The sequence below is a fragment of the Aquabacterium sp. genome, assembly GCF_035476535.1.
In the GTDB taxonomy this organism is placed as follows: Bacteria; Pseudomonadota; Gammaproteobacteria; order Burkholderiales; family Burkholderiaceae_C; genus Pseudaquabacterium.
The window spans coordinates 17,428-40,436 of sequence record NZ_DATILJ010000050.1 but is presented as its reverse complement, the minus strand read 5'-3'; the positions used below and the strand labels follow the sequence as shown (position 1 = coordinate 40,436).

At 69.5% G+C, this 23,009-nt stretch carries 18 protein-coding genes and 2 pseudogenes; 11 read left to right on the top strand and 9 right to left on the bottom strand.

Annotation, left to right across the window (positions count from 1 at the left end; all coding sequences use genetic code 11):
- The 5 genes from VLK61_RS05290 to VLK61_RS05270 form a co-directional block, all read right to left on the bottom strand.
- On the bottom strand, window positions 1-1,700 hold a 1,700-nt coding region (locus VLK61_RS05290), incomplete at its 3' end, for an NADPH-dependent 2,4-dienoyl-CoA reductase (protein WP_325419018.1).
- A complete protein-coding gene (locus VLK61_RS05285; protein WP_325419016.1) occupies window positions 1,701-3,254 on the bottom strand; it encodes a hypothetical protein in 1,554 nt (517 codons plus the stop codon).
- A gap of 3 nt (window positions 3,255-3,257) precedes the next feature.
- Entirely contained in the window at window positions 3,258-4,058 is an 801-nt protein-coding gene (locus VLK61_RS05280; RefSeq protein WP_325419013.1) for an enoyl-CoA hydratase-related protein, read from the bottom strand.
- A gap of 12 nt (window positions 4,059-4,070) precedes the next feature.
- Window positions 4,071-6,227, bottom strand: a complete 2,157-nt coding sequence (locus tag VLK61_RS05275) for an acetate--CoA ligase family protein (protein WP_325419011.1) — start codon at window positions 6,225-6,227, stop codon at window positions 4,071-4,073.
- A gap of 68 nt (window positions 6,228-6,295) precedes the next feature.
- Window positions 6,296-6,949: a GntR family transcriptional regulator gene (locus VLK61_RS05270; protein ID WP_325419009.1), complete on the bottom strand. Its 654-nt coding sequence runs from the start codon at window positions 6,947-6,949 to the stop codon at window positions 6,296-6,298.
- A 195-nt stretch (window positions 6,950-7,144) separates the two neighbouring features.
- Between VLK61_RS05270 and VLK61_RS05265 the strand changes: the two genes are divergently transcribed.
- Window positions 7,145-7,429, top strand: coding sequence for a hypothetical protein (locus VLK61_RS05265; RefSeq protein ID WP_325419007.1), 285 nt, complete (start codon window positions 7,145-7,147; stop codon window positions 7,427-7,429).
- Window positions 7,430-7,462: 33 nt separating this feature from the next.
- Here VLK61_RS05265 and VLK61_RS05260 read toward each other — a convergent pair whose 3' ends face one another.
- A complete protein-coding gene (locus VLK61_RS05260) occupies window positions 7,463-7,675 on the bottom strand; it encodes a hypothetical protein (RefSeq protein ID WP_325419005.1) in 213 nt (70 codons plus the stop codon).
- Window positions 7,676-7,681: 6 nt separating this feature from the next.
- Window positions 7,682-8,203 carry a substrate binding domain-containing protein gene (locus tag VLK61_RS05255; protein ID WP_325419003.1) on the bottom strand — a complete coding sequence of 174 codons (522 nt, stop codon included), beginning with the start codon at window positions 8,201-8,203 and terminating at the stop codon, window positions 7,682-7,684.
- A 142-nt stretch (window positions 8,204-8,345) separates the two neighbouring features.
- Here VLK61_RS05255 and VLK61_RS05250 point away from each other — a divergent pair, with 142 nt between their 5' ends.
- From VLK61_RS05250 to VLK61_RS05225, 6 genes and pseudogenes are all read left to right on the top strand, one after another.
- On the top strand, window positions 8,346-8,591 hold the full coding sequence (locus tag VLK61_RS05250; protein ID WP_325419002.1) for a carboxymuconolactone decarboxylase family protein: 246 nt from the start codon (window positions 8,346-8,348) through the stop codon (window positions 8,589-8,591).
- Window positions 8,592-8,598: 7 nt separating this feature from the next.
- Entirely contained in the window at window positions 8,599-9,717 is a 1,119-nt protein-coding gene (locus VLK61_RS05245) for an alpha/beta hydrolase (RefSeq protein WP_325419000.1), read from the top strand.
- Between the two features lie 151 nt (window positions 9,718-9,868).
- Window positions 9,869-10,294 (top strand): CopG family transcriptional regulator, encoded by a 426-nt coding sequence (locus VLK61_RS05240; RefSeq protein ID WP_414636772.1) that lies wholly within the window; start codon window positions 9,869-9,871, stop codon window positions 10,292-10,294.
- Window positions 10,295-10,319: 25 nt separating this feature from the next.
- Complete coding sequence (locus tag VLK61_RS05235) at window positions 10,320-11,510, top strand: alpha/beta hydrolase family esterase (RefSeq protein ID WP_325418996.1); 1,191 nt, start codon at window positions 10,320-10,322, stop codon at window positions 11,508-11,510.
- A gap of 58 nt (window positions 11,511-11,568) precedes the next feature.
- The gene (locus VLK61_RS05230; RefSeq protein WP_325418994.1) at window positions 11,569-12,831 is read left to right on the top strand and encodes a phospholipase D-like domain-containing protein; all 1,263 of its coding nucleotides are present in this window, start codon (window positions 11,569-11,571) and stop codon (window positions 12,829-12,831) included.
- Between the two features lie 27 nt (window positions 12,832-12,858).
- Window positions 12,859-12,957 (top strand): annotated as a pseudogene (locus tag VLK61_RS05225) (VOC family protein); the annotation flags it as partial.
- A 3-nt stretch (window positions 12,958-12,960) separates the two neighbouring features.
- On the opposite strand, the gene VLK61_RS05220 reads toward VLK61_RS05225, so the two are convergent.
- Window positions 12,961-18,831: an AAA family ATPase gene (locus VLK61_RS05220; protein WP_325418992.1), complete on the bottom strand. Its 5,871-nt coding sequence runs from the start codon at window positions 18,829-18,831 to the stop codon at window positions 12,961-12,963.
- Window positions 18,832-18,950: 119 nt separating this feature from the next.
- Between VLK61_RS05220 and VLK61_RS05215 the strand changes: the two genes are divergently transcribed.
- The 4 genes from VLK61_RS05215 to VLK61_RS05200 all read left to right on the top strand — a co-directional run bounded on the left by VLK61_RS05215 (window position 18,951) and on the right by VLK61_RS05200 (window position 22,141).
- Window positions 18,951-19,439, top strand: a complete 489-nt coding sequence (locus VLK61_RS05215; protein WP_325418990.1) for a TRAP transporter small permease — start codon at window positions 18,951-18,953, stop codon at window positions 19,437-19,439.
- A 12-nt stretch (window positions 19,440-19,451) separates the two neighbouring features.
- On the top strand, window positions 19,452-20,735 hold the full coding sequence (locus VLK61_RS05210; RefSeq protein ID WP_325418988.1) for a TRAP transporter large permease: 1,284 nt from the start codon (window positions 19,452-19,454) through the stop codon (window positions 20,733-20,735).
- Between the two features lie 11 nt (window positions 20,736-20,746).
- Window positions 20,747-21,748, top strand: coding sequence for a TRAP transporter substrate-binding protein (locus VLK61_RS05205; protein ID WP_325418986.1), 1,002 nt, complete (start codon window positions 20,747-20,749; stop codon window positions 21,746-21,748).
- A 177-nt stretch (window positions 21,749-21,925) separates the two neighbouring features.
- Window positions 21,926-22,141 carry a SlyX family protein gene (locus VLK61_RS05200; protein WP_325418984.1) on the top strand — a complete coding sequence of 72 codons (216 nt, stop codon included), beginning with the start codon at window positions 21,926-21,928 and terminating at the stop codon, window positions 22,139-22,141.
- Between the two features lie 178 nt (window positions 22,142-22,319).
- On the opposite strand, the pseudogene VLK61_RS05195 reads toward VLK61_RS05200, so the two are convergent.
- Window positions 22,320-22,790, bottom strand: a pseudogene (locus VLK61_RS05195) (Bug family tripartite tricarboxylate transporter substrate binding protein); the annotation flags it as partial.
- Window positions 22,791-23,009 lie beyond the last annotated feature (219 nt).

Genomic DNA, 23,009 nt, shown 5'->3' with positions numbered 1-23,009 from the left:
TGGATGCGCCGCGGCGAGGCCTCGACACGCGGCGCGCGCAGGCCGCTGTGCGGGCCGGGGCGCGTGTCCACGCCCCATTCCGCGTAGAACTTGTCGGCATCGAGCGCCGCAGGATCGCCGCTGGGGCCGCTGGGGCCGCTGTGCGCCAGGTAGGTCGCGACATCGAAGCCGATGCCGCCCGCGCCGATGATGGCCACGCGCTCGCCCACCGGCCGGTGGTCGCGCAGCACCGCCAGGTAGTCCAGCACGCTCGGATGATCCAGCCCTTCGATCTCGGGCCGGCGCGGCAGCACGCCGGTGGCCAGCACGATCTCGTCGAAGCCCGCCGCGTCCAGTTCCGCGGCCGTGACGCGGCAGTTCAAGCGCAGGGTCACGCCGGTGATGTCGATGCGGCGGCCGAAGTAGCGCAGCGTCTCGACAAATTCTTGCTTGCCGGGAATCTGCTTGGCCAGGTTGAACTGGCCGCCGATCTGCGCATCGGCTTCGAACAGCGTCACCGCGTGTCCGCGCTCGGCGGCGGTGGTCGCCGCCGCCACGCCGGCCGGTCCGGCACCGACCACGGCGATGCGCTTGCGCCGCGCGGCCACTTCGATGCGCAACTCGGTCTCGTGGCAGGCCACGGGGTTGACCAGGCACGAGGCGACGATCTGCTTGAAGCCGTGGTCCAGGCAGGCCTGGTTGCAGGCGATGCAGGTGTTGATGGTGTCGGCCTCGCCGCGCTCGGCCTTGCGCATGAAGTGCGGGTCGGCGAGCAGCGGGCGCGCCATCGACACCATGTCGCAGCTGCCCTCGGCGAGCAGGCGCTCGGCCACCTCCGGCGTGTTGATGCGGTTGCTGGCGACGATGGGCACCGAGACCTGGCCCTTGAGCAGCCCGGCCACCCAGGCCCAGCCGGCGCGCGGCACCAGCGTCGCGATGGTCGGCACCCGCGCCTCATGCCAGCCGACGCCGACGTTGATGATGCTGGCGCCCGCCGCCTCGATCGCTTTCGCCAGCTCGACGCCCTCGGTCAGGCTCGATCCGCCTTCGACCAGCTCCAGCATCGACAGGCGGTAGACGATGATGAAGTCGGCGCCGACCGCCGCGCGCGTGCGCCGCACCACCTCGAGCGCGAAGCGCATGCGCTTGGCCCACGAGCCGCCCCAGTCATCGCTGCGCTGGTTGGTGCGCGGCGCCAGGAACTGGTTGATCAGGTAGCCCTCCGAGCCCATGATCTCGACGCCGTCGTAGCCGGCCTCGCGCGCCAGCACGGCACAGGTGACGAAGTCGGCCAGCGTGCGCTCGATGTCCTCGGCCGTCATCTCGCGCGGCACCTGCGGCCAGGTCGGCGACTTGATGGCGCTGGGGGCCACGGCCATGCCGTGCTTCACGTTGCGCCCGCAATGCAGCACCTGCATCGCGATCTTGCCGCCGGCGGCGTGCACGGCATCTGTGATGAGGCGGTGCTGCGCCACCTCGGCGGCCGAGCTGAGCTTGGGACCGTGCGCGAAGGGTTTCGCTTCGTCGTTGACCGCCACGCCGCCGGTGACGATCAGCCCGACCCCGCCGCGCGCGCGTTCGGCATAGAAAGCCGCCAGGCGCTCGAAGCCGTGCTCCACCGGCTCCAGCCCGACATGCATGGAGCCCATCAGCGAGCGGTTGGCCAGTGTCGTGAAGCCGAGATCCAACGGCTGCAGAAGGTGCGGATACGGTGTGCTCATTCAATGCTCTTGTGATGCTGAAAAACGCCAGTCGACCAGGCCATCGGCGCCGTGCGTGGCCACGCCGTTGCGGCCGACGGGTTCGTGCTCGCCCGAGGTCAATGCCGCCAGGGTCGCGCCGTCGGTGGGCGGCACCCGGCAGAGAAAACGCTGGCCGGTCGGTGTGCGGGCGATAACGGTTGAAAAGCGCGGCTGCCCGGCGCGGTCGTAGGGCAGCATGTAGGTCTCCACCACCCCCGGGCCGGTGTAGCCCTCGATCAAGGCCGGCACCGGACCACGCAGCGCATCGGCCTCGGCCTGGTGCGCGTGGCGCTGCGGAAAACTGCCCGCGGGCACCGGCTCGCGCGTCAGCACCAGCGTGTGGTGGTGGGTGGCATAACCGCCATTGGCATAGATCAGCCCGTGGCGGCCGGCCCTGCGCAGCATCTGCGTCATCGTGGCCACGGCGTGCGTCATGCAGTTGGCGATCGGGCCGCCGCCGAAGGTCAGGCCGCCGTAAACGCTGTGGCGCCGCTCCAGCGGCCAGGGCAGCAGGCGCCGCGCCATCTTGGGCACGCAGGGAAAGCAGCTGTACAGCTCGACCAGGTCGAGATCGCCGGCGCTCAACCCGTTCAAGGCCAGCGCGCACTGGATCGACACGGCCATGCTGGGCGAGCCGTCATAGCGGTCGCGCGCCAGGAAGTCCGCAGGCTCGTGCGCGGACGCGCCGGGACCGAGATAGACCAGTTGCTCGTCGGGCACGCCCATCTCGCGGGCCTTGGCCAGGCTGGCGACGATCACCGCCGCGCCCTGGTTGACGCTGCTGTTGGCCACCATCAGCTTGCTGTAGGGGAACGAGACCGGCCGGTTGTCCGCCGACGTGGCGAGCAGTTCGGCGGGCTCGTGGCCACGGCGTATCCAGGCCTCCGGGTTGTCGGCCGCGGCGGCGGACAGGCCGGACCAGATCGCCGCGGTCTCGGCCTGCGCCTGCGCCAGGCTCTGGCCCCAGGCTGCGCGGCAGGCGTTTTCGTAGAGCGGGTAGACGTCGGTGGCGGTGAGCAGGCCGTATTGCTTTTTCAGCGGGCCGGCGCGCTGCTCGGTCACGGCGCGGAGCAGGTCCTGCTGCGGCGCGCCCGAGGTCGCCGCGCGGCGCGCCGCCGTGCGCAAGGCCTCGCCACCGACGACGGCCGCCACGTCCACCTCGCCCGCGCCGATGCGGTTGGCGGCATCGTTGAGCAGCCGCAGCGGGCTGTCACCGCTGGGCTCCGGCGTCAGCGCCACATGGGCCGGCGCGATGCCCAGCGCAGCCAGCAGGTAGGGCGTGATCTTGTTCGGCCCGGGCCAAGCGGCCGTAGGCCACGACATCTGCTCGACGATGTCCAGGGATTGCACCTGGCGCAGGAAGCCGCCGCCGGCATCGCTGTCGGCCCGGTGGAGCGCGGAAACCATCAGCGCCAGCGTGTCGAGCGCGGCGCTGTCGTCGTCGGGTCGGTCGTTGAGCTGGCCCACGCCGACGATGACGGGAATGCGCCGCGCCGCGGCGTGGTCATCAATCCTTGCGTCAAGCCTCGCCATGGCTCAGCTCTTCCACACCGGAGCACGCTTCTCGACGAAGGCGCGTGGACCTTCACGTGCGTCTTCCGAGGCCATCACCCGCGCCGTTGCCTCGGCGCTGAGCCGGCGCAAGGAGCCTTCGTTCAGCTCGGCGGCGGCGCGGCCGATGGCCAGGCTCTCGCGCACCGACAGCGGCGCGTTGGCCGCCACCTGGGCCGCCAGCGCCAGAGCCGCCTCCGGCAGCGCAGCGAGGTCGACCACGCGGTTGACCAGGCCGAGTGCATGGGCCCGCTGCGCGTCGATGCTGGCGCCGGTGGTCAGCATCTCCAGCGCAACGGCGCGCGGAATGGCACGCGGCAGGCGGTAGACGCCGCCCGCCGCGGCCAGCAAACCGCGCTTGGGTTCGGGCAGGCCGAACACCGCGTCCTGCGCCGCCACCACCATGTCGCAGGCCAGCGCGAATTCCAGTCCACCGCCCATCGCAAAGCCGTGCACCGCGGCGATCCAGGGCTTGTGCCGCGTCGCATAGACGAAGCCGGCGAAGCCACCGTCGCGCGTCATCAGCGACGGGCCACGGCCGGCCGCGATGTCGGCCAGATCGGCCCCGGCGCAGAACGCCGGACCCGGCGCGGCGGCGAGGATCGCCACGCGCAGCTCGGTATCGGCTTCGATGCTGCGCACGATCTCTTCCAGGCGCAGCGTCATCGCGACGTTGACGGCATTGCGCGCCTGCGGGCGGTTGAGCGTCACCCGCGCGATGTGGCGGTCGATGCGCTCGAACAGGATGGGCTCGTCGGCCACCTGCGGTGTCGATTGATTCGGCATGGTGCTCATCCCTCAGTGCGTCGACGCGGGCGCATCGGCCCACACCGCCAGCGCGTCCAGCGCCTCGATGTCATCGCCGCGCACCCACAGCGGGTTGACCTCCAGCGCGGCGAGCGTGTCGCCCAGTGCGAGCGCGGCATCGCCGATGGCGGCGATCGCCGCGGCCAGGCGGTCCAGGTCCACCGGCGGGCTGCCGCGAAAGCCCTGCAGCAGCTTGGCGGCGCGCAGCCGGCCGAGCAGGGCCTTGGCCTCCTGCGGGGAGACTGGCAGCACCTGCAGCTGGGTGTCGGCCAGCGCCTCGACCCACACGCCGCCGAGGCCGACCGCCAGGGTCAGGCCCCACTGCGGATCCCGCACGGTGCCGACCAGGATTTCGAGGCCGCCGCTGCGCATCGGCGAGACCAGCACACCGTCGACCCGCGCGTCGGGCCGGGCCTGGCGCACGCCGGCCAGCATGGCGTCGAAGGCCGCGCCGACGGCCGCGTCGCCCTGCAGATCGAGCCGCACGCCGCCGACCTCGGTCTTGTGCGCGATGTCCGGCGAGGCGATCTTCATCGCCACTGGTACACCCAGCGACGCGGCAAAGTCGATCGCCTCGCCGCGCGTTGCCGCGAGCCGGGCGGGAATCACCGGCACGCCGCGGCTGGCCAGATAGTCCAGCGTCGCGCGTTCGCTGTCGGGCCGCGCCATGCCCGGTGGCATCGGCAGCACCGGCAGGGGCCGCTCGGCGCTCGCCTGTGCGGCCAGCCAGGCACTCCAGCGGCTGATGTGGCCCAGCGCCACCACCACCGCCTCCAGGCCGCCAAAGGCCGCGGGCACGCCGCAGGCGGCCATGATGTCGCGGCTCTTCTGCGAGACCGGCCGCAGCGTCTGGTTGAGCATGGCCGATGGCTTGTCGAGTTGGGACAATGCCCGCCCGATGACTTCGATCGCCGGCACCTGCTGCCACTTGTCGTTCCACGGCATGCTGTAGACACAGCCGACGAAGCCGATGGCCGGGTCGTCGCCCAGCGCTTTCAGCACGCGGGCGAACAGGCCCGGGTCGCGCACCGCGAGACCGGTGATGTCGAAGGGATTGAGGGCTTCGCCCGGCCCGGGCACGGCCTCGCGCAATGAGGCGCGTGTGGCCGGCGAGAGCGTGGGCAGGCTCACGCCATGCGCCTCGGCGCGGTCGGCGATCAGCGTGCAGGCGCCGCCGGAAATCGACACGATGCCCACGCCGGGCGCGCGCAGCGGCCCGGTGTGGGCCAGCAGCCCGGCGGTGATCACCAGGTCTTCGAGCGTGTGCACACGCAGCACGCCCAGCTGCCGGCAGGCCGCGTCGAACACCGCATCGTTACCCACCAGCGCGCCGGTGTGGGCAGCGGCCACCTGGGCCGTCAGCTCGGTGGCGCCGGCCTTGAGCATCACGATGGCCTTCTGCTTGGTTGCCGCGCGACGTGCGGCGGCGGCGAAGGTCGCGGTGTCGCGCAGCGTTTCGGCAAACACCATGATGACCTGGGTGTTGTCGTCGTCCACCAGGAAGTCCACGCAGGCGGCGACGTCCAGCATCGCTTCGTTGCCGGTGGCGATGCACATCGACAGGCCGATGTTGCAGTCCTGCGCCATGTCGACGATCTCGATGCTGGTGGCGCCGCTCTGGCCCACCAGCGCCACCTTGCCCGGCAGGAAAGGCGGGTGGATCGGGATGGGTGTCATCGCGGCACGGATCGCCAGGTTGGCGAAGCCCAGGCAGTTGGGGCCGAGGAACGTGACGCCGGCCGCGCGCGCACGCCGCGTCAGCTCGGCCTGCAGCGCGGCGCCTTCGGGCCCGGCTTCGGCAAAGCCGGAGGTGAGGATGACCGCCGATTGGATGCCGCTGTCGACCACGTCGTCGAAGGCCTCGAGCACCGCTTCCAGCGGCACGAACAGGTAGGCGGCATCCACCGCTTCCGGAATCTCGCGGCAGGCCCGATAGCCCGGATAACCGTGCGCGGCGGCGCCGGTCTTGTTCACCGCGTAGATGCGGCCGGCGTAGCCGACCCGCTGGATGTTGGCATGCAGCAGCTGCGACCACGGTGAGCGCTCCGAGGCGCCGACCAGCGCGATCGACTGCGGATAGAACAAGCGCTTGAGTGCGGCCGGACCTGCCGCGTCTGCCGCACCTGCGGCGACCTGGGGGTGATTCATGTCTCTTCCTTCTTGTCGGACCCAAGCGTGCCGCGGCACGCGGGCATCACAGAAACATCACTGCAGCATCACAGGAAGGGCGCCAGCGCCTCGACGTCCTGCTGGAAGCTGTCCATCAGGTCGCGGCAATGCCCCACCGCGGCCTGCGGATCGCCGGCCTCGAGCGCCTGCACCACGGCCTCCATGCCTTGCAGGCGCAGGGGGCCCTTGATGCGCCACAGCACGACGACACGCTCGATGGTCGAAAACAGCTGGATCAGCATGCGGCGCAGCGGGCGGTTGCCGCTGGCCCGCAGCACCACGTCCTCATAGGCGCGCGCGGCCGTGATGAAGGCCTGCGGGTCGCCGTCGTGAGGGATGCGCTTGATCAGCTCCAGCGCCTTGCGCATCTCCTTCACGCCCTTGGCGTCCACCCGCGGGGCGCCCCACTCGTAGGCGGCGATCGTCAGCAGCTTGAAGACGGCCACATGCTCGCGCGCGCTTTGGCGATCGATGTGCGTCACCTGCTTGGGCCGGTTGGGCGGCATTTCGATCAGGCCCTCCGCCGTCAGCAGCGTCACCGCTTCCCGCACGGGGCTGGTGCTGGCGTCGTAGCGCTGGGCCAGTTCCAGGTCGCGAATGATGGTGCCGGGCAGCAAGGCGCCGCTGACGATGTCGCGCCGCAGCCTGTCGGCCACCGATTCCTTCAGCGTCTTGGTGGGGGTCTGGGTCGTGGTCGGCATGGCGTCGTATCCCCTTGCGCTGCGGCATCCCGCAGCTTGGGTCGACAAAAATGTATCACAGAATGCATTCTACAAAGCATTAATGAATCTACCTACGGCCCGAACGAACAGTCGCTGGTGGTTTGCCAGAAGGCCATGGCCTTGTTTCCGCACCGGCACAGGAACATCGAGAACACGGCGGCCGACTAGGCCGCCATGAGCGCCGTGCGGCTGCGCCGCCTGGACCTGGCGATCGAGCTGAGCACGTTTTCCATCGAATGCACCAAGGAGAACCGCAACGACGAGGACAAGCGCTCCCTGCCCTATCGCGTCCGCGGTGAAGCCCACATGCTGGGCGGCGACTGGGACAAGGCACAGGCCGATCTGACGCAGGCGCCGCCGTGGGCCTGGGCCAACGGTGTTGCGAACTGGCTGCTGGGCCGCGTGCATCACCACTTCGGCGACGGCAAGCAGCCGAAGAGGCATCAGCATCCTCGGTGAGAGTCCAGTCTGGCGCGCGGCAGACCGGTGTCTCTATTGGCTCGACATCTTTGGGCAATGGGCCTTTCGACCTTTGCTCTCGGCGGACGCCAATTCTCTTGACGTGAGCACGAACGAGGTCGAATCGACCAGCCGCTCGATGGCCAGGTCGATGAAAGCACGCACCCGTGCGGGCTGGGCAGCCCGGCTGCCGTAGTACAGGTGCATGCTCAGGTGATCCGCGACATGCTGGCTGAGCAGCGGCACCAGGCGTCACGTGCGGATGGGGCCGGCGCCGGTGACGCCGGTCAAGACGCCGATGACCTGCCCGGCCAGCACGGCGTCGATCTCCAACTCTTCCTCGTTGGTGCAGAGCGCCGCCACCACATCGTGATCGACGACGACGTTGCCCTCCTTCACATGCCATGCCGTCACCCTGCCGGTGATGGGATGGCGGAAGGCGCTGCAGCGGTGGCCGCTCAGCGCAGCCAGGCTATCGGGCGCTCCGTAACGCGCCAGGTAAGCGGGCGCCGCACAGATGATCAGTTGAATCGGGAACAGCCGGCGCGCGATGACGCCGTCCGCCGCCGCCAGGCCCATGCGGAAGCCGACATCCACCCGGTCTTCGACCCAGTTGCCGATGCGGTCGTCGAGTTGCACGTCGGGCTGCACGTCCGGGTACAGGCGGCAGAACTCCTCCAGCACGGCCCAGATGACGGCACGAAAGCTCGAGCGGGGCCCGACGATGCGCAGCGGCCCGGCGACCTCGTCCTTGGCACGCCGCGGAACCTGCATGGCCCGCTGCAGACCCAGCAGCGGCGGCTGGGCGGCAAGAGCGTGACCTGGCTGGAGAAGTTGAGCCAGCGCGGCTCGGCCTTCAAGGGCGCAACAGCTCTTCGGTGAAGTCGCGCCGGGCCTGGCCCAACTCACCGATGAGGTGCTCTACGGCGACGTGTGGATGCGGCCGGGACTGTCCAAGCGCGACCGCAGCCTGGTCACAGTCAGCGCCCTGGTCGCGATGAACCGGCCGGATCAGCTGCGCTCGCATCTGGCGCTGGCCGAGCAGAACGGGGTGACCCAGCAAGAGTTGGTCGAGGCCATCACGCACCTGGCCTTCTACGCCGGTTGGCCGAGTGCCGTGTCGGCGGCCGTGGTCGCCAAGGAAGTCTTCAAAGCGCCCTGATTGCACGATGGCCACAGCCGATACCGACATTCCTAACGCTCATATGACGCGCATAAGATTCCGCACAAGCGCCTTGCTCATGCTGGCCGCGCTCGCGCTGTCGGCGTGCGTCTCGGCTCCGCAGGGCAGCGCACCGACGCATCTGTCCATCCAGGCGCAAGGCAGCTTCGCGGTTGGCGGGACGGTGACCCGGACCGCCGGCACCTACGATCCACTGAAGCCCGGCCCTGAGGGACAGACGTATCACGGCGACCACGCCTATGCGTTCTACCAGGTGCCGGTCAACCCTCGGCCGCTGCCCCTCGTGTTCTGGCATGGTGCGGGGCAATCCTCGAAGACCTGGGAGACCACGCCGGACGGCCGGGAGGGCTTTCAGACCGTCTTTCTGCATCGGCGTTTTCCGGTCTATCTGATCGACCAGCCACGCCGCGGCAAGGCCGGCCGAAGCACCGTGCCGCTGGCAATGGCGCCTGTGCCTGATGAACAGCAGTGGTTCAACCAGTTCCGTGTCGGCGTGTGGCCCGCACTCTTCGAAGGTGTCCAGTTCTCGCGCGACCCGCAGGCACTGGCGCAGTACTTCCGCCAGATGACGCCGAACACCGGCGCCTTCGACGTGGAGGTCACGTCGAACGCCACGGCGGCGCTGTTCCAGAAGATCGGCCCGGCTGTGCTGGTCACCCACTCGCAAGCGGGCGGCCCGGGCTGGGTGGCGGCGATGAAAGCGCCCGACGTGCGCGCCGTCGTGGCCTACGAGCCGGGCAGCGGCTTCGTCTTCCCGCAGGACGAAGTGCCTGCGCCGATGACGAGTTCAGGCGGTTCGCTGGAGGCAGTTGGCGTGCCGCTGGCCGACTTCATGAAGCTCACGAAGATCCCGATCATCGTCTTCTACGGCGACAACATTCCCGACAAGCCGACGGCAAGCCCCGCCCAGGATTCCTGGCGCATGCGACTGGCCATGGCGAGGCTGTGGCGGGACGCGGTGAACCGCAGAGGCGGCGATGTCACGCTGGTGCACCTGCCTGAACTCGGCATTCGCGGCAACACCCACTTTCCGTTCTCCGACCTGAACAGTCTGCAGATCGCCGACCTGTTGTCGGACTTCCTGAAGACAAAGCGTCTGGACTGAACGGCCGGACAACTCCGGCATGGCCGCCTTCGAGTGGTGGCGACTGGTGAAGGCGAGACGACCTCGTTGCAGACACGGTCAAACATGAGCCGCTGTTCGGATGGGACAGATGATGCTCCAATGGAATCCATATGGATTCCAGGTGGATGGCATGAAGGCAAGCAGCGGCGCTGTTGAACCAAGGCAAAGGGTCGGTGAAACCGAAAAGATGACCATCAATGTCGGCGTCGTCGACCTGGGCCAGGTCGATCTTCTGGTGCAGGAGGGTTTCTATTCAAACCGCTCCGACCTGGTCAGAACGGCGCTGCGCAACCAGCTTGCATTGCATGCGGACACGGTCAAGCAGACAGTGGCGCGACGCACGCTGACGGTGGGCTTGCAGCACTTCAGCCGCGCAAGTCTCGAGCGCATCGTCGCCGCGGGTCAGCGGCTGCAGATCCAGGTCGTCGGCCTGGCTCGCATCGCCGACGACGTGACGCCCGAGCTCGCGCGCGCGGCCATCGAGTCCGTGACGGTACTGGGCGCCTTCCAAGCCAGTGCTGAAGTGCGACAGGCTCTGTCCGATCGCATCCAGTAGTTCTCCTCATCAACAGGAAGCGCCCATGAAGCACCGCTCAAGCTCGCACGTGCCGTCCTTCGACGCCACGAACATCACCGACACCATAGAGCGGGCCCTTGCGGCCGCGGGTCTCGATACCAGGTCGGGGCCCATGCGCGGCGTCACCGACACCATCCGCCGTGCGCTCTCCTCCAGCGGAATCGCCGCACCGATGCCGTCCCATGCCATCGACACCTCGTTCATCGATGTGGAAGCTCGCGTCGTCGGCAATCCGAACGACGGCACTGGCGGTCCTGCGCTCAAGCCGCCTGTCACCGCACGAGAGATGCCCGGCGCATTCGTCACCCGCGAGTTCAGCAATCGAGCTGGCACCCGGACGTACAAGCTGTACATCCCCACTCGGACATCGGATTCGCCGATGCCGATGGTGGTGATGCTGCATGGCTGCACGCAATCGGCGGACGACTTCGCCGCAGGCACCCGGATGAACCGCTTGGCTGACGAGCACGGATTCCTGGTCGTCTATCCGGAGCAGGCCGCCCATGCCAATCCTTCGAAGTGCTGGAACTGGTTCAAGGCTCAGGACCAGCTGCGCGACCAGGGCGAGCCATCGCTGATCGCCGGGATCGTGCGCGACGTGGCCGCGCGACACGGCGCCGACCCGCGGCGCCTGTTCGTTGCCGGGCTGTCGGCGGGCGCCGCGATGGCGGTCGTTCTGGGCGAGACCTATCCGGAGCTGTTCGCGGGCGTGGGCGTGCATTCGGGCCTGGCCTACGGCAGTGCTCACGACATCCCCTCGGCGATGTTGGCGATGAAGGGCGGCCGAAGCGGGCTGGCTCATCTGCACAGGCTTCCGGCCGCGCCGGCACCGCGGCGCAAAGCTGCGCAAGCCGTGCCGATCATCGTCTTCCACGGTGATCGGGACCACACCGTGCAGCATTCGAATGGCGCGGACATCGTCCAACAGGCGAGCGATGCCCACGCGGCCGAAACCGGGACTGCCTTGCACATACGCATGGAGCGCGGCACCGCATCGGGGGCGCGCAGCTACAGCCGCACGGTGTATGCCGACGCCAGCGGGCTGCCTCGCATGGAGTCATGGACCCTGCACGGCGGCGGCCATGCCTGGTCCGGCGGCGATACGAGCGGCTCCTACACAGATCGCAACGGACCGGACGCGTCGGTCGAGATGCTGCGGTTCTTCCTTGCTCAGACGCGTGCCGGTTCTGCATGACCCCTGCGTCACCGGCGCAGTGGCGCGAGGAGGGCGGGCCGATATCGGAGGTCCAGGTATGAGCGAGTCGTTTTGGGGCGGCATGCTGCTGACGGTCGTGGTCGTCCAGATTTTGGTGATCTGGTCTATCCGCCGCCACCGTGACCCGTCTCTGAAGATCGATTGCGACGCCCCGATCGACCAACTCATGACCAGCCTGTCAGGCCTCACGCTGGGCACCGCCGTCGGGGGCAACAAGGTCGAGGTGCACGAAAACGGCGCCTTCTTCGATCTGCTCGTCGCGCGAATCGGTGCAGCGCGCCACTCCGTGCATTTCGAGACCTTTCTGTGGAAGGAGGGCGTGCTTGGCGGCCGCGTGGCCGACGCGCTGATCGAACGCGCCCGGGCCCAGGTGCAAGTGCGCGTGCTGCTGGACGCCCAGGGCTCCAAGGCGGCGGGGAAGGAACTTGTGGAACGCATGCGCAACGCCGGTTGTCGCGTGACGTTCTTTCACAAACGAGCGTTGCGCAACATCGGCGTGCTGAACGACCGCGACCATCGCAAGCTTGTCGTGATCGACGGCAAGGAGGCGTTCACGGGCGGGCACTGCATCGTCGACGAGTGGCTTGGCAATGCTGAAGACGGGCAGCACTTTGCCGATGTCAGCCTCCACCTGCGCGGGCCGATCGTGCACAGCTTGCAGGGCGCTTTCAGCGAGAACTGGGCGGGCGAGACCGGCGAGCTGTTCCTGGGCGACGACGTCTTTCCGGAGCTCGAACCGGCCGGCGATGTGCGCATCCATGCCGTGTTTGCCAAGCCGGAGAACTCGGCGCCAACCGTGAAGATCCTGCATCACACCGCCATTTGCCTTGCACGCAAGCGCATCTGGATCCAGAACCCGTACTTCATTCCCGAGCCCGATGCCATCGATGCATTCGGCGCCGCCGTCAAGCGCGGTGTCGACGTGCGCGTGCTGATGCCTTCGACGAGCGGATCGGACAATCCGATGGTTCAGCATGCCGGGCATCGCAACTTCGAGAAGCTGCTGAAGTGCGGCGTGCGACTCTTCGAGTACCCGCACACACTGCTGCATCAGAAGATCATGACCGTCGACAGTGTCTGGAGCGCCGTCGGCTCGAGCAACTTCGACGACCGAAGCTTCGAGACCAATGACGAGCTCAGCCTTTCGATTGCCGACGAGACGCTGGCCCTGCGTCTCGACGCGATCTTCGAAAGATACGTCCAGCGCGCCCGTGAGGTCGACCTGGAACGCTGGATGCGCCGCGGGTCGTGGCACAAACTGAAGGACAACGCCTTCTACTTTCTGAATGAACTGCTGTAGCGCACTGCAACGCGGACCAGGCCCACGATCGACCACCTCGACCACATCGTGCTGACCACCCGGGACGAAGAGGCCTGCGTTCGCTTCTACGTCGACGTCCTCGGCATGCAGCTGGAGACTTTCGGCGGCTTAGCGGCTCTCCCATTCGAGACGCAAGTACTCTGCGATAGCGGCCAGCAGCTGCGACAGCTGCACCGGCTTGCTGAGGAAGCTGTTGACGCCCGCCTCCACGCACTCGCGCCGGTGCGCCTCGGTGGCCGAGGCCGAGATGGCGATGATCGGCAGCCCGGCTGAATCGGGCTGCGCGCGCAGCCGGCGTGTGAACTCCAGGCCGTCCATCACCGGCATCACGCTGTCCACCACCACCAGGTCCGGCCGGAACGCAGCCACTGCGCGCAGGGCATCGGCGCCGTTGATCGCCTCGGCGATGTCGAAGCCTGCTCCGCCCAGAAAGTCGACCAGCAAGGCGCGGTTGGCCGGCACGTCGTCGACCACGAGGACACGGCGCCGCGGGCCGCGGTAGCGCGCCAGGTGCGGTTCGGGCAGCGACGGCGTCCCCAGCGCGTCGGCCGACATCACTGACAGTTCCACCGAGAAGGTGCAGCCGCGGCCCGGCGCGCTGTGCAGGGCGATGGCGCCGCCCATGGCCTGCACCAGCGCGCGGGTGATGGTCAGGCCCAGGCCGGTGCCGGCCGCACGATGGCGCGTGTCGCCCACTTGCTCGAAGGGTTCGTACACCAGTTGCTGGTGATCCGCGCTGATGCCCACACCGGTGTCCTCGACGTTCAGGCGCAGGCGCACCTGATCACCGCGCACGGGCTGTGCCGACACGCGCAGCGTGACCGACCCGTGCTCGGTGAACTTCACCGCGTTGGACAGCAGGTTCAGCAGCACCTGGCGAAGGCGGCGCTCGTCGACCACCACCGCCGCGGGCAGGCCAGGGCCGGCGGCGAAGTTGAATCCGAGCCGCTTCTGCTCGGCCTTGACGCGCACGACATCGCACACCGCGCGCAGGAAGGGCGCCAGCTGCACCGGCGCCGGCGCCAGCTCGAGCCGGCCGGCTTCGATGCGCGACAGGTCGAGGATGTCGTTGATCAGCGCCAGCAGGTGGTCGCCGCTCTGGCGGATGATGTCGACGCCGCGCCGCTGCGCCTCGTTCAGCCCGCCATCCAGCTGAAGCAGTTGCGCATAGCCCAGGATACCGTTGAGCGGCGTGCGCAGTTCGTGGCTCATGTTGGCCAGGAATTCGCTCTTGGCGCGGTTGGCCAGCTCGGCCGCCCGGCGCGCCGCGCGCTCGGTCTCGGCCTGCCGGCGCTCGCTGAGGTCGAGCACGAAGCCCACGGTGCTGCGCTGCGCGGGGTCGAGCCAGGTGCCGCCGCACAGCACGGGTACCCGCGTGCCGTCGGGCCGCTGGTACTCCTTCTCGTAGGGCGCATAACGCCCGTCGGCGGCCAGTTGCTCGGTCGCGCGCTGCTCGGCCGCGTGGTACTCGGGCGGCGTGATCGTGCCCGTGTTCAGCAAGCCGGCGTTCAGGTCCTCGCGCGTGCGCCCGAGCAGTTGCAGGTAAGCGTCGTTGGCTTCGAAGATGTGCCCGTCGGCGTGCGCGAAGCGGATGCCGATGATGTTGGCGTCCACCAGGCGCCGGATGCGCGCCTGGCGCTCCTGCAGCGAGGCGTACAGGCGCGATGTCTCGAGCGAGATGGCCGCCTGCGCGGCCAGCGTGGCCAGCAGCTGCACGCGCTCGGGTGGGAAGGCCTCGTCCACCAGCGCGTGTTCCATGTACAGCACGCCCACCAGCTCGGCGCCGCGCAGCAGCGGCAGGCACAGCACCGAGCGCGGACGCTCGCGCAGCAGGTACGGGTCGGTCGAGAAGGCGTGCGGAAGGCCCGCGTCCGACAGCACGGCCGGCTCGCACGAGCGCGCGACGTAGTGCGCCACCGACCACGGCAGCGCGTCGGGCACGCCGTCCTGGCGTCCTTGCACGGCGATGCCCGATGCGCTCACGCGGGCCTGCGCCACCACGTGCAGCTCGCCCGACTCGGCCAGCAGCAGCACGCCGTGCTCGGCGCCCGCGGCCTCCATGGCGATGCGCATCAGCGCCTCGGGCAGGCGCTCGATGTCCATCGGCCCGGCCATCGCCTGCGAGGCCTTGGCGATCGCCAGCGCGGCGGCATCGGGCGCCGGCGGCAGGCGGCCGGCGAGCTGCGGGTGCCTGGCCTGCAGCTCGCGCCGAAGTCCATGCGCACCCCAGCTCGCGCAGGCCTCGCTGGCCTGGCGCAGGTAGGCACCCGCCGCGATGGCCAGGCCGCGCGCGGCGTGGAAGCGCGCCGCCAGCTCGCCAGCCACCACCGCGACCTGGCGGTTGCCATGGCGGTGCGCGGCCTGCAGCGCCTCTTCATAGGCCCGCGCGGCCTCATCGTCGCGGCCTTCGATGCGCGCCAACTCGGCGCGCAGCAGCGCCCAGCGCGACTGCTGGTTGGCCGGGCAGGCGCGCGCCCAGGCTTCGAAGCGCGGCAGCATCTCGGCGAGCGCCTGGCGCGTGGCCTGCTGCGCGGCAGCGTCCGACGCATCGAACAGCGATGTGCGCGCCAGCAGGTGGAACAGATGGTGCGTGGTGATGAAGGGGCGCGCCTCGTTTGCGTCGAGCAGCGCCGCGGCCTGCCGCGCCTCCTGCAGCGCCTTCTGCGGCTGGCCTGCCAGGAAGTACACCATCTGCCGCATCACGTGCCACATCAGCGGACCCGAGCGCGTGCCCCGGCGCTGGAAGGCGATGGTCAGCTCGGCCTCGGAGAAGCCCTCGTCGTCGAACGAGGTGGGCCCGCGCGTCAAGCCCTGCAGACAGCGCGCGGTCTGCACCACCAGCCGCACGGTCCACACCAGCATGACCAGCTGCGGCCGCTGCACGAAGGCCTGCGGGCGCCGCGCCAGCGCGACCAGATGGTCCAGCGGCTCGCCCTGCTCCAGCGCCAGAATCAGGTCGAACAGCATGCAGTTGCCGGCCAGCCAGGCGTCGCCATGTTCGAGGGCTTCGACCACCCCGCGCTGCAGCAGGTCGCGGCACGCCGAGTAGGGCTGCAGCCAGTGCTGGACGAAGGTGCCCTGGTGCATCAGCAACCGGTGGCGCACCCGGCTGCGCGGAAAGAACTGTTCGTCCAGCCGTGTCGCCAGCGCGGCGAACGCCGCGGCGCGGGCCAGGTCCTGCCGTCCGGCATACAGGTCGGCCAGCAGCTGGTAGCCGAAGCTCGACTCGGCGCTGTGGCCGTGGGCGAGCGACAGCGTCACCACCTGGGCTGCGGCCGCCGGCCACAGGTCCGGACGCGCGATGAACAGCGTCGGGGCAGCGTCGTTGAGCAGGGCCATCAGGGCGACGACACCCGGGTCGTCGGTGCGCGGCAGCGCCAGCAGCCCTTGCAGCGGGCCGCCGGCAAGGCGCTCGTGCAGCGCATCGTCCAGCGTGCGCAGCGCCTGCTCGACGCCGGCTTCGTCTTCCGGCAGTGCGAGCCCCAGCGAGCGCAGCGCGTCCAGCGCCACCGCAGCCCCTTCGGGCGCGTGCCCGCTGGTCGTCAGCAGGCCGATGCGCAGGCTGTAGGCACGCGCGCGATCAACGATGGTCTGGGCACGTTCCAGCATCTGCCCCAGCAGCGCCTGCGCCTCGTCCATGGCCCCGGTCAGGAACGCGCACTCGGCCAGTTGCGCGCGCACCTCGAAGCACTCGGCATAGTCGGCGGACCATGCATCGGCCGGCAGCAGTTGCCTGGCGCGCTGGAAGAAGCGGTATGCGGCAGCACCATCGGCCGCGGCCTTGGCTTTGGCGCCGGCGCGGATGTTCAGGCGGCGCAGCAGCGCCAGCTCGCCGGCCTCGTCAATCAGCGCGGCGCCTTCGTTGAGTGCGCTCACCACGTCAAACAGCCGCTCCTCCAGCGCCTCGGGGCTCAGGCTGCGCACCAGCAGCCGGCCCATCTGCAGCCGCAGGCCGGGCCGCTGCGAAGCCTGGATCAGCGAGTAGGCCGCCTCCTGCAGCCGGTCGTGCACGAAGCGCCAGCCGTCGCCGACGCGCAGCGCCAGCCCGGCCTCCAGCGCAGGCGCCATGGCCGCCTCGGCATCGGCGCGCGACACGCCCAGCGCCGCGGCCAGCAACGGCGGCGCGAAGGTGTGGCCCAGGCAGGCGGCATGCTGCAGCGCGCGCAGCGTGGGCGGCGGCAGGCGCTGCAACTGCGCCAGCAGCAGCTCGACGACGTTGCGCGCGTAGCCCTTGGCAGCGATGGCCTGCGTGTCCCAGGTCCAACGTCCGGCTGCGTCGTCCCGGCGCAGTGCCCCTTCGTCGACCAGCTCCAGCAGGAACTGGGTCGCGAACAGCGGGTTGCCCCCGGTGCGCTCGCCGATGCTGGCCGCCAGCGGCGCAGCCTGGGCAGGGCTGGCACCGACCGCATCGGCCACCAGGGTGCGCAGCGCGTCATCGTCCAGCGGCCCGAGCTCGATGGTGCACAGGCGCCCCGCCCTGCGGGCTTCGTCGGCCAGGGCCAGCAAGGGCTGGCTGGCCTGCGCCGTCTGCTCGCGGTAGGCACCGACCAGCATCACGGCGCCGATGGGCGCCTGCAGCAGCTCGCGCAGCCAGGCCAGGCTGCCCCGGTCGGCCCATTGCAGGTCGTCGATGAACAGCACCAGCGGCCGCTCAGCGGTGAAGGTAGCGACGAACTGCTGGAACACCAGGTGGAAGCGCAGCTCGGCTTCGCGGGGCGGCAGTGTGGGCACCGTCGGCTGCGCGCCGAGCACGTGCCCGAGCGGCGGCACCAGCTGCACCATGAGCTGGGCGTTGGGGCCCACGGCCCGCATCAGGCGCTCGCGCCAGGCCGCCAGGCCGGCGTTGGGTTCGCCGAGCACGCCCTTGACCAGCTCGGCGAAGGCCTGCGCGAAAGCGGCGTGGGGCGTCTCGGCCCCGTGCGGATCGAACTTGCCAGCCGCGAAGCGGCCGTTCTCGGCGGCCACCAGCGGTCGCAAGCCATGGGCCAGCGTGGACTTGCCGCTGCCCGCCTCGCCGCTGATCAGCACCAGCTCGCTGCGCCCGGCGCTGCGCACACGCTGGAACGCCGCCTCCAGCGCCTGCCGCTCGGCCTGCCGGCCATGCAGCGTGCGCGGCACGCGCAGGCGAGCGCGCGCGTTGTGCGTGCCCACGTTCAGCGCGTCGGCCTCCGTGTCGGTGCCGAGGATGCAAAGATCGAGGTCGAACAGCAGCGCGGCGGCCGACTGGTAGCGATCGTCCGGCGGCTTGGCCAGCAGCCGGGTCACGATGTCGCTCACGCCGCGCGGCATCGGCGCATGCGCCGACGGCGGCTGCGGCGCTCGCGCCACGTGGCAGTGCATCCACTCCAGCGCATCGCCGACCTCGAAAGGCAACCGCCCGGCGAGCAGGCGGTACATCAGCGTGCCCAGGGCGTACAGGTCGGCGCGGTGATCAACCTCCCGCTGCAGCCCGCCGCATTGCTCAGGGGCGAGGAAGGCCGCAACGGCCGGGTCGGCCCATTCAGGGGAGCGCGGCGCGCGCGTGGCGGCCACGTGCAGGTCCACCAGCAGGGTCTCGCGCCGAGCCCAGTCGACCAGCAGGTTGGCCGGCCGCAGGTCGAGGTGGGCGATGTGCGCTGCGTGCAGGCCCGACAGCGTCGAGGCAACCGAGCGCGCCACGCGCAGGGCATCGCGCCAGGGCATGGGCCGCGCCGGCAGCGTGGGCGCCATCGGCTCGCCGACGAACGGCTCCAGGACCATCGCGGCGCCGGCCTGCGGCCCTTCGCGCAGCGCCGTCGGCCGGGCCAGCCCCGGCACCGCCAGCGAGCGCAGCAGCTCATGCTCCTGCGCGAAGGCTTCACCCGCCGAGGGCGAGGCCAGTTTCAGAAGGGCCGGCGTGCCGGCCTGTACGTCGCGCGCCGCGACAATCAAAGAGGCGCTGGCTTGCAGCAAAGGTCGGGCGTCGTCGTAACCGAACGGAGGAACCAGGACAAACGGCATGCGATGACGACGTGTTAGCACCTCAGCGGCCGAGTGTATGCCCGGCACCGTGGCAGCGCATCGCGCCAAGCACCTACTTCCATGGCGCTGCCGCGCGGCCCAGAATGAAGCGACGATCGATGTCCAACATCCCGCACACCTACCTTCGCCTGCTCAAGGGCCTGCTCGTCGTTCTGGCGCTGCTGATGGTCGTGCTGGTCTTTGCCAACTTCGTGCTGCGTTACGCGTTCGCGTCGGGCCTGCCGGTGTCGGACGAGCTCTCGCGCTGGGCGCTGGTGTGGGTGGGCTTCATCGGCGCCACCGTGGCGCTGGCCGAGCGGCGCCACCTGGCGATGCTCGGCGTGGTGCGGGCGCTGCCGCCACGCGCCGCGCGCGTGGTGCTGCTGCTGGCGCAGATCGCCTGCCTGGCGGCGAGCGTGTTCTTCGGGGTCGGCGCTTGGCGGCAGGTGCTGTTGAACATGAACATGAGCGCGCCCGTCAGCGGCTGGCCGCTGGGGCTGGCGCTGTACGGCGCCGGCCTGTTCTTCGCCGTGCACGCGGTGCCCATCATCGCCTGGCAGATGCTGCAGACGCTGCGTGCCGAAGCCCCGCGCTGGCAAGAGGGCTGAGGACGGCTGACCATGGCGCTGCTGTTGTTCCTGGCCGCCGTGATGCTGACGCTGGCGATGGGCATGCCGATCGCGTACTCGCTGCTGATCAGCGGCATCGTGCTGATGGCCTGGCAAGGCATGCCGGATCCGCAGATCGTCGCCTTCACCGTGATCAACGGCAACGACAGCTACGCGCTGCTGGCGATTCCGTTCTTCGTGCTGGCCGGCGAGCTGATGAATGCCGGCGGCCTGTCGCGCCGCATCGTGGCCCTGGCCATTCATCTGGTGGGCCACCGTCACGGCGGACTGGGCTACGTGGTCATCGTCGTCGGCATCGTGCTGTCCACGTTGTCCGGGTCGGCGGTCGCCGATGCCGCGGCGATGGCCGCCTTCCTGATTCCGATGATGAAGCAAGACGGCTACGACACCGCCCGCTCGGCGGGCCTGGTGGCCACGGCGGGCCTGCTCGGGCCCATCATCCCGCCGAGCCTGGCGCTCATCCTCTACGGCGTGATGTCCAACACCTCGGTGTCCAGGCTCTTTCTGGCGGGTGTGTTTCCGGGGTTGATGATGGCGCTGGTGCTGGCGCTGACCTGGGGCTGGCTGATGCGCCGCGAAGAGCCGCCGCAGCGGCCGCGCGCACCGCTGGCCGAAGTGGCCCGCAGCCTGCGCGCCGCGCTGTGGGCGCTCGGGCTGCCGGTCATCATCATCCTCGGCCTGCGGTTCGGCGTGGTCACGACGACCGAGGCTGCGGTGGTGTCGGCGGTGTACAGCGCGTTCGTCGCCTTCGTGGTGTACCGCGAGCTGCCCTTGGCGGAACTGCCGCGCCTGGCCTTGTCGGCCATGATGACTTCGGCCGCCGTCATGTTCATCATCGCCTGCGCGATGCTCGGCAGCTGGATGATCGCGGTGTCAGGCGCGGCCCGCGAGCTGACCGCGCTCGCGGGCCCGCTGGTCGACAGCCCGCGGCTGCTGGTGGCTGCCGTCTGCCTGCTGGTGCTGCTGCTGGGCACGGCGCTCGAGACGGGCCCGATCCTGCTCATCCTGACGCCGCTGGTGATGCCGCTGGTGACGCGCGCCGGCATCGATCCGGTGTACTTTGGCATCGTGTACGTGTTGAGCGGCGTGATCGGCATGGTCACGCCGCCGGTGGGTTCGGTGCTCGCCGTGGTGGCCAGCGTCGGCAAGGTCGAGTTCGCGACGGTGACCCGAGGCGCGACACCGTTCATGCTGTCGCAGGTGCTGCTGCTGGGGCTGATGGTGCTGTTCCCGCAGCTGATCACGGTGCCTGCGAGTTGGCTGGCTCGACCTTGAGAGGAGTTGCCATGCTGAAGGCTATCGTCCATGTCCTGCTCGCCGCCGCGCTGCTGGCCGCCGGCGGCGCCGGCGCGCAGGTGCGCGAGCACACGATCAAGCTCGCGTTCGCGATCAGCGGCGACAACCCGCAGACGCGCGGCGCCGCGTTCTTCAAGAGCGAGGTCGAGCGGCTCTCCGGCGGACGCATGACGGTGACGCTGTACCCCGGCTCGCAGCTCGGGCCCGACCTGCAGGTGCTGTCCGGGCTGCGTGCCGGAGCCATCGAGGCCCAGCTCACCACGACCAGCCTGCTGGGCGGCATCGGCCGGGCCTTCAACGTCTACGACATCCCTTTCCTGTTCCGCGATTTCCGCGAGCTCTATGCCGTGTCCGACGGCGAGCCCGGGCGGCGCCTGCGCGACATCGGTCAGGAGAACGGCTTCGTCATCCTGAATCTGCACTCGGGGGCATGGCGCAACCTCACCAACCGCACGCGCCCCGTGGCCTCGGTGCAGGACATCAAGGGACTGAAGCTGCGCACGCTGCAGAGCGCAGTGTTCATCGACTTCTGGAAAGCGCTGGGTGCGAATCCGGTGGCGCTGCCTTTCCCGGAGCTCTACACCGCACTCGAGCAGGGCACGGTCGATGGCCAGGAAAACGCCAATGGCGTGACGGTCTTCGCCAAGCTGACCGAGGTGCAGAAACACTACACGGCCACGCAGCACAACGCCTACGTCGGCGTGCTGCTGTTCAGCGGGCCGGTGTGGCAGCGGCTGAACGAGGACGAGCGCAGCGTGCTCCGCCAGGCCGGGTCCAGCTCGCAGCAGTTCTGGCGCCAGGCCCTCGTCGACAACGACGCCGTGCTGCTGCGCACGATCGGCCAGAAGCTGACCGTGACCCCTTTGTCGCCCGTGGCGCGCGCCGAGATGGAGCGGCTGGCGCAACCGGTGATCGACAAGTACATGGCCGCCCTGGACCCGGACCTGGCCCGGCAGGTGCGCGCGGCCATCGCATCGGTACGCGAGCGATGAGCCGGACCGACGTTGACCTCGCGCCACCGCCCACCCCAGGGCCCCCGTCCCAGACGGTCGGCGCATCTCGACTTCCGATGGCGCGATGCAAGCAAACCCCGCCGATGGCCCGCCGAAAACCGGCGCAGCAGCCAGTGATCCCGACACCCGGACCAAGGCGCCGGTGACAATGCCGCAATGAAGCAACATGATGTCGAGCATCGCCTGACCGAACTGGAAATCAAGGTCAGCTTCACCGAGGACACGCTGGACCGACTGAACGACATCGTTGTCCATCAACAGCGACAGATCGAACTTTTGACACGCGAGCTGATCGAGCTGCGGAATCAGCGGGCCTCCGCAGACGCGCCGGCGTTTCGAAGCCTGCGCGACGAACTGCCTCCCCACTACTGAGCACCCCCAAACCTGCCGCTTCGCGTCAGGCCCCCCGAGAGGGTGAAGATGCCACCACTCGATGTGGACACCTGAGCCGCGCTGGCCGATCTGCTGCGGGAAGCGACCCCCGCAGGCATGAGCCGGACACTGTTCCGTTCAGTGCGGACGCCACGCAGCGCGACGCGGCGTGTCGCACTCAGGTGTCGAGCACGATGCCCTTGGCGCGGATGATCTCGCCCCAGCGCCGCGACTCCGCTCGGGCGAAGCCTGGAACTGCTCCGGCCTGCCCGGCATCGGTAACGCCTTCCTCGATGAGGGTCGCCACGCCGGGCAGAAGCGGGCTGCGCGTGCGCCCGCCAAAGGCCAGCACGCGTACTTTGCCGGTTTGCATGATGCTCAGGCCCGAGGCCAGGTCCAGGAACATGCACGGCACCTGGCCCGCCATCACATCCTGCTTCGCCGGCGCGGCACCGCGGTACGGGATATGGACCATGAAGGTCTGTGCCGGGAACGACGGGTGGACCACCAGCGCGAGCGGGAACTTGCCGATGGCGCCGATGTAGCTGAAGTCCTTCTCCGGATGCGATGGCAGCTTCTTGTAGAGGTGCTCGTTGAAGGCCATCAGCGCGTTGTCGGCCTGCAGGAGGGTGCGGCCGTCGGGCGCCGCCAGCACGGGTCCAGCTGTCGTGCGGTGCATCGGGCAGCGACAGTTCCGAGCCTTCGTAAGCCAGCGCTCTCGGGTTTTCCATAGTGTGACCCGCGCGGCAGCAGGGGGAGTATGGGATCCGCGATGCAACACCGGGGAAGCACGGGTCCGAGTGGCCGCGAGTTCCTGCTCGACGCCCGGCCGCTCGCCCGCGCGGCGTCCGGCCCCGCCTGGACGGCA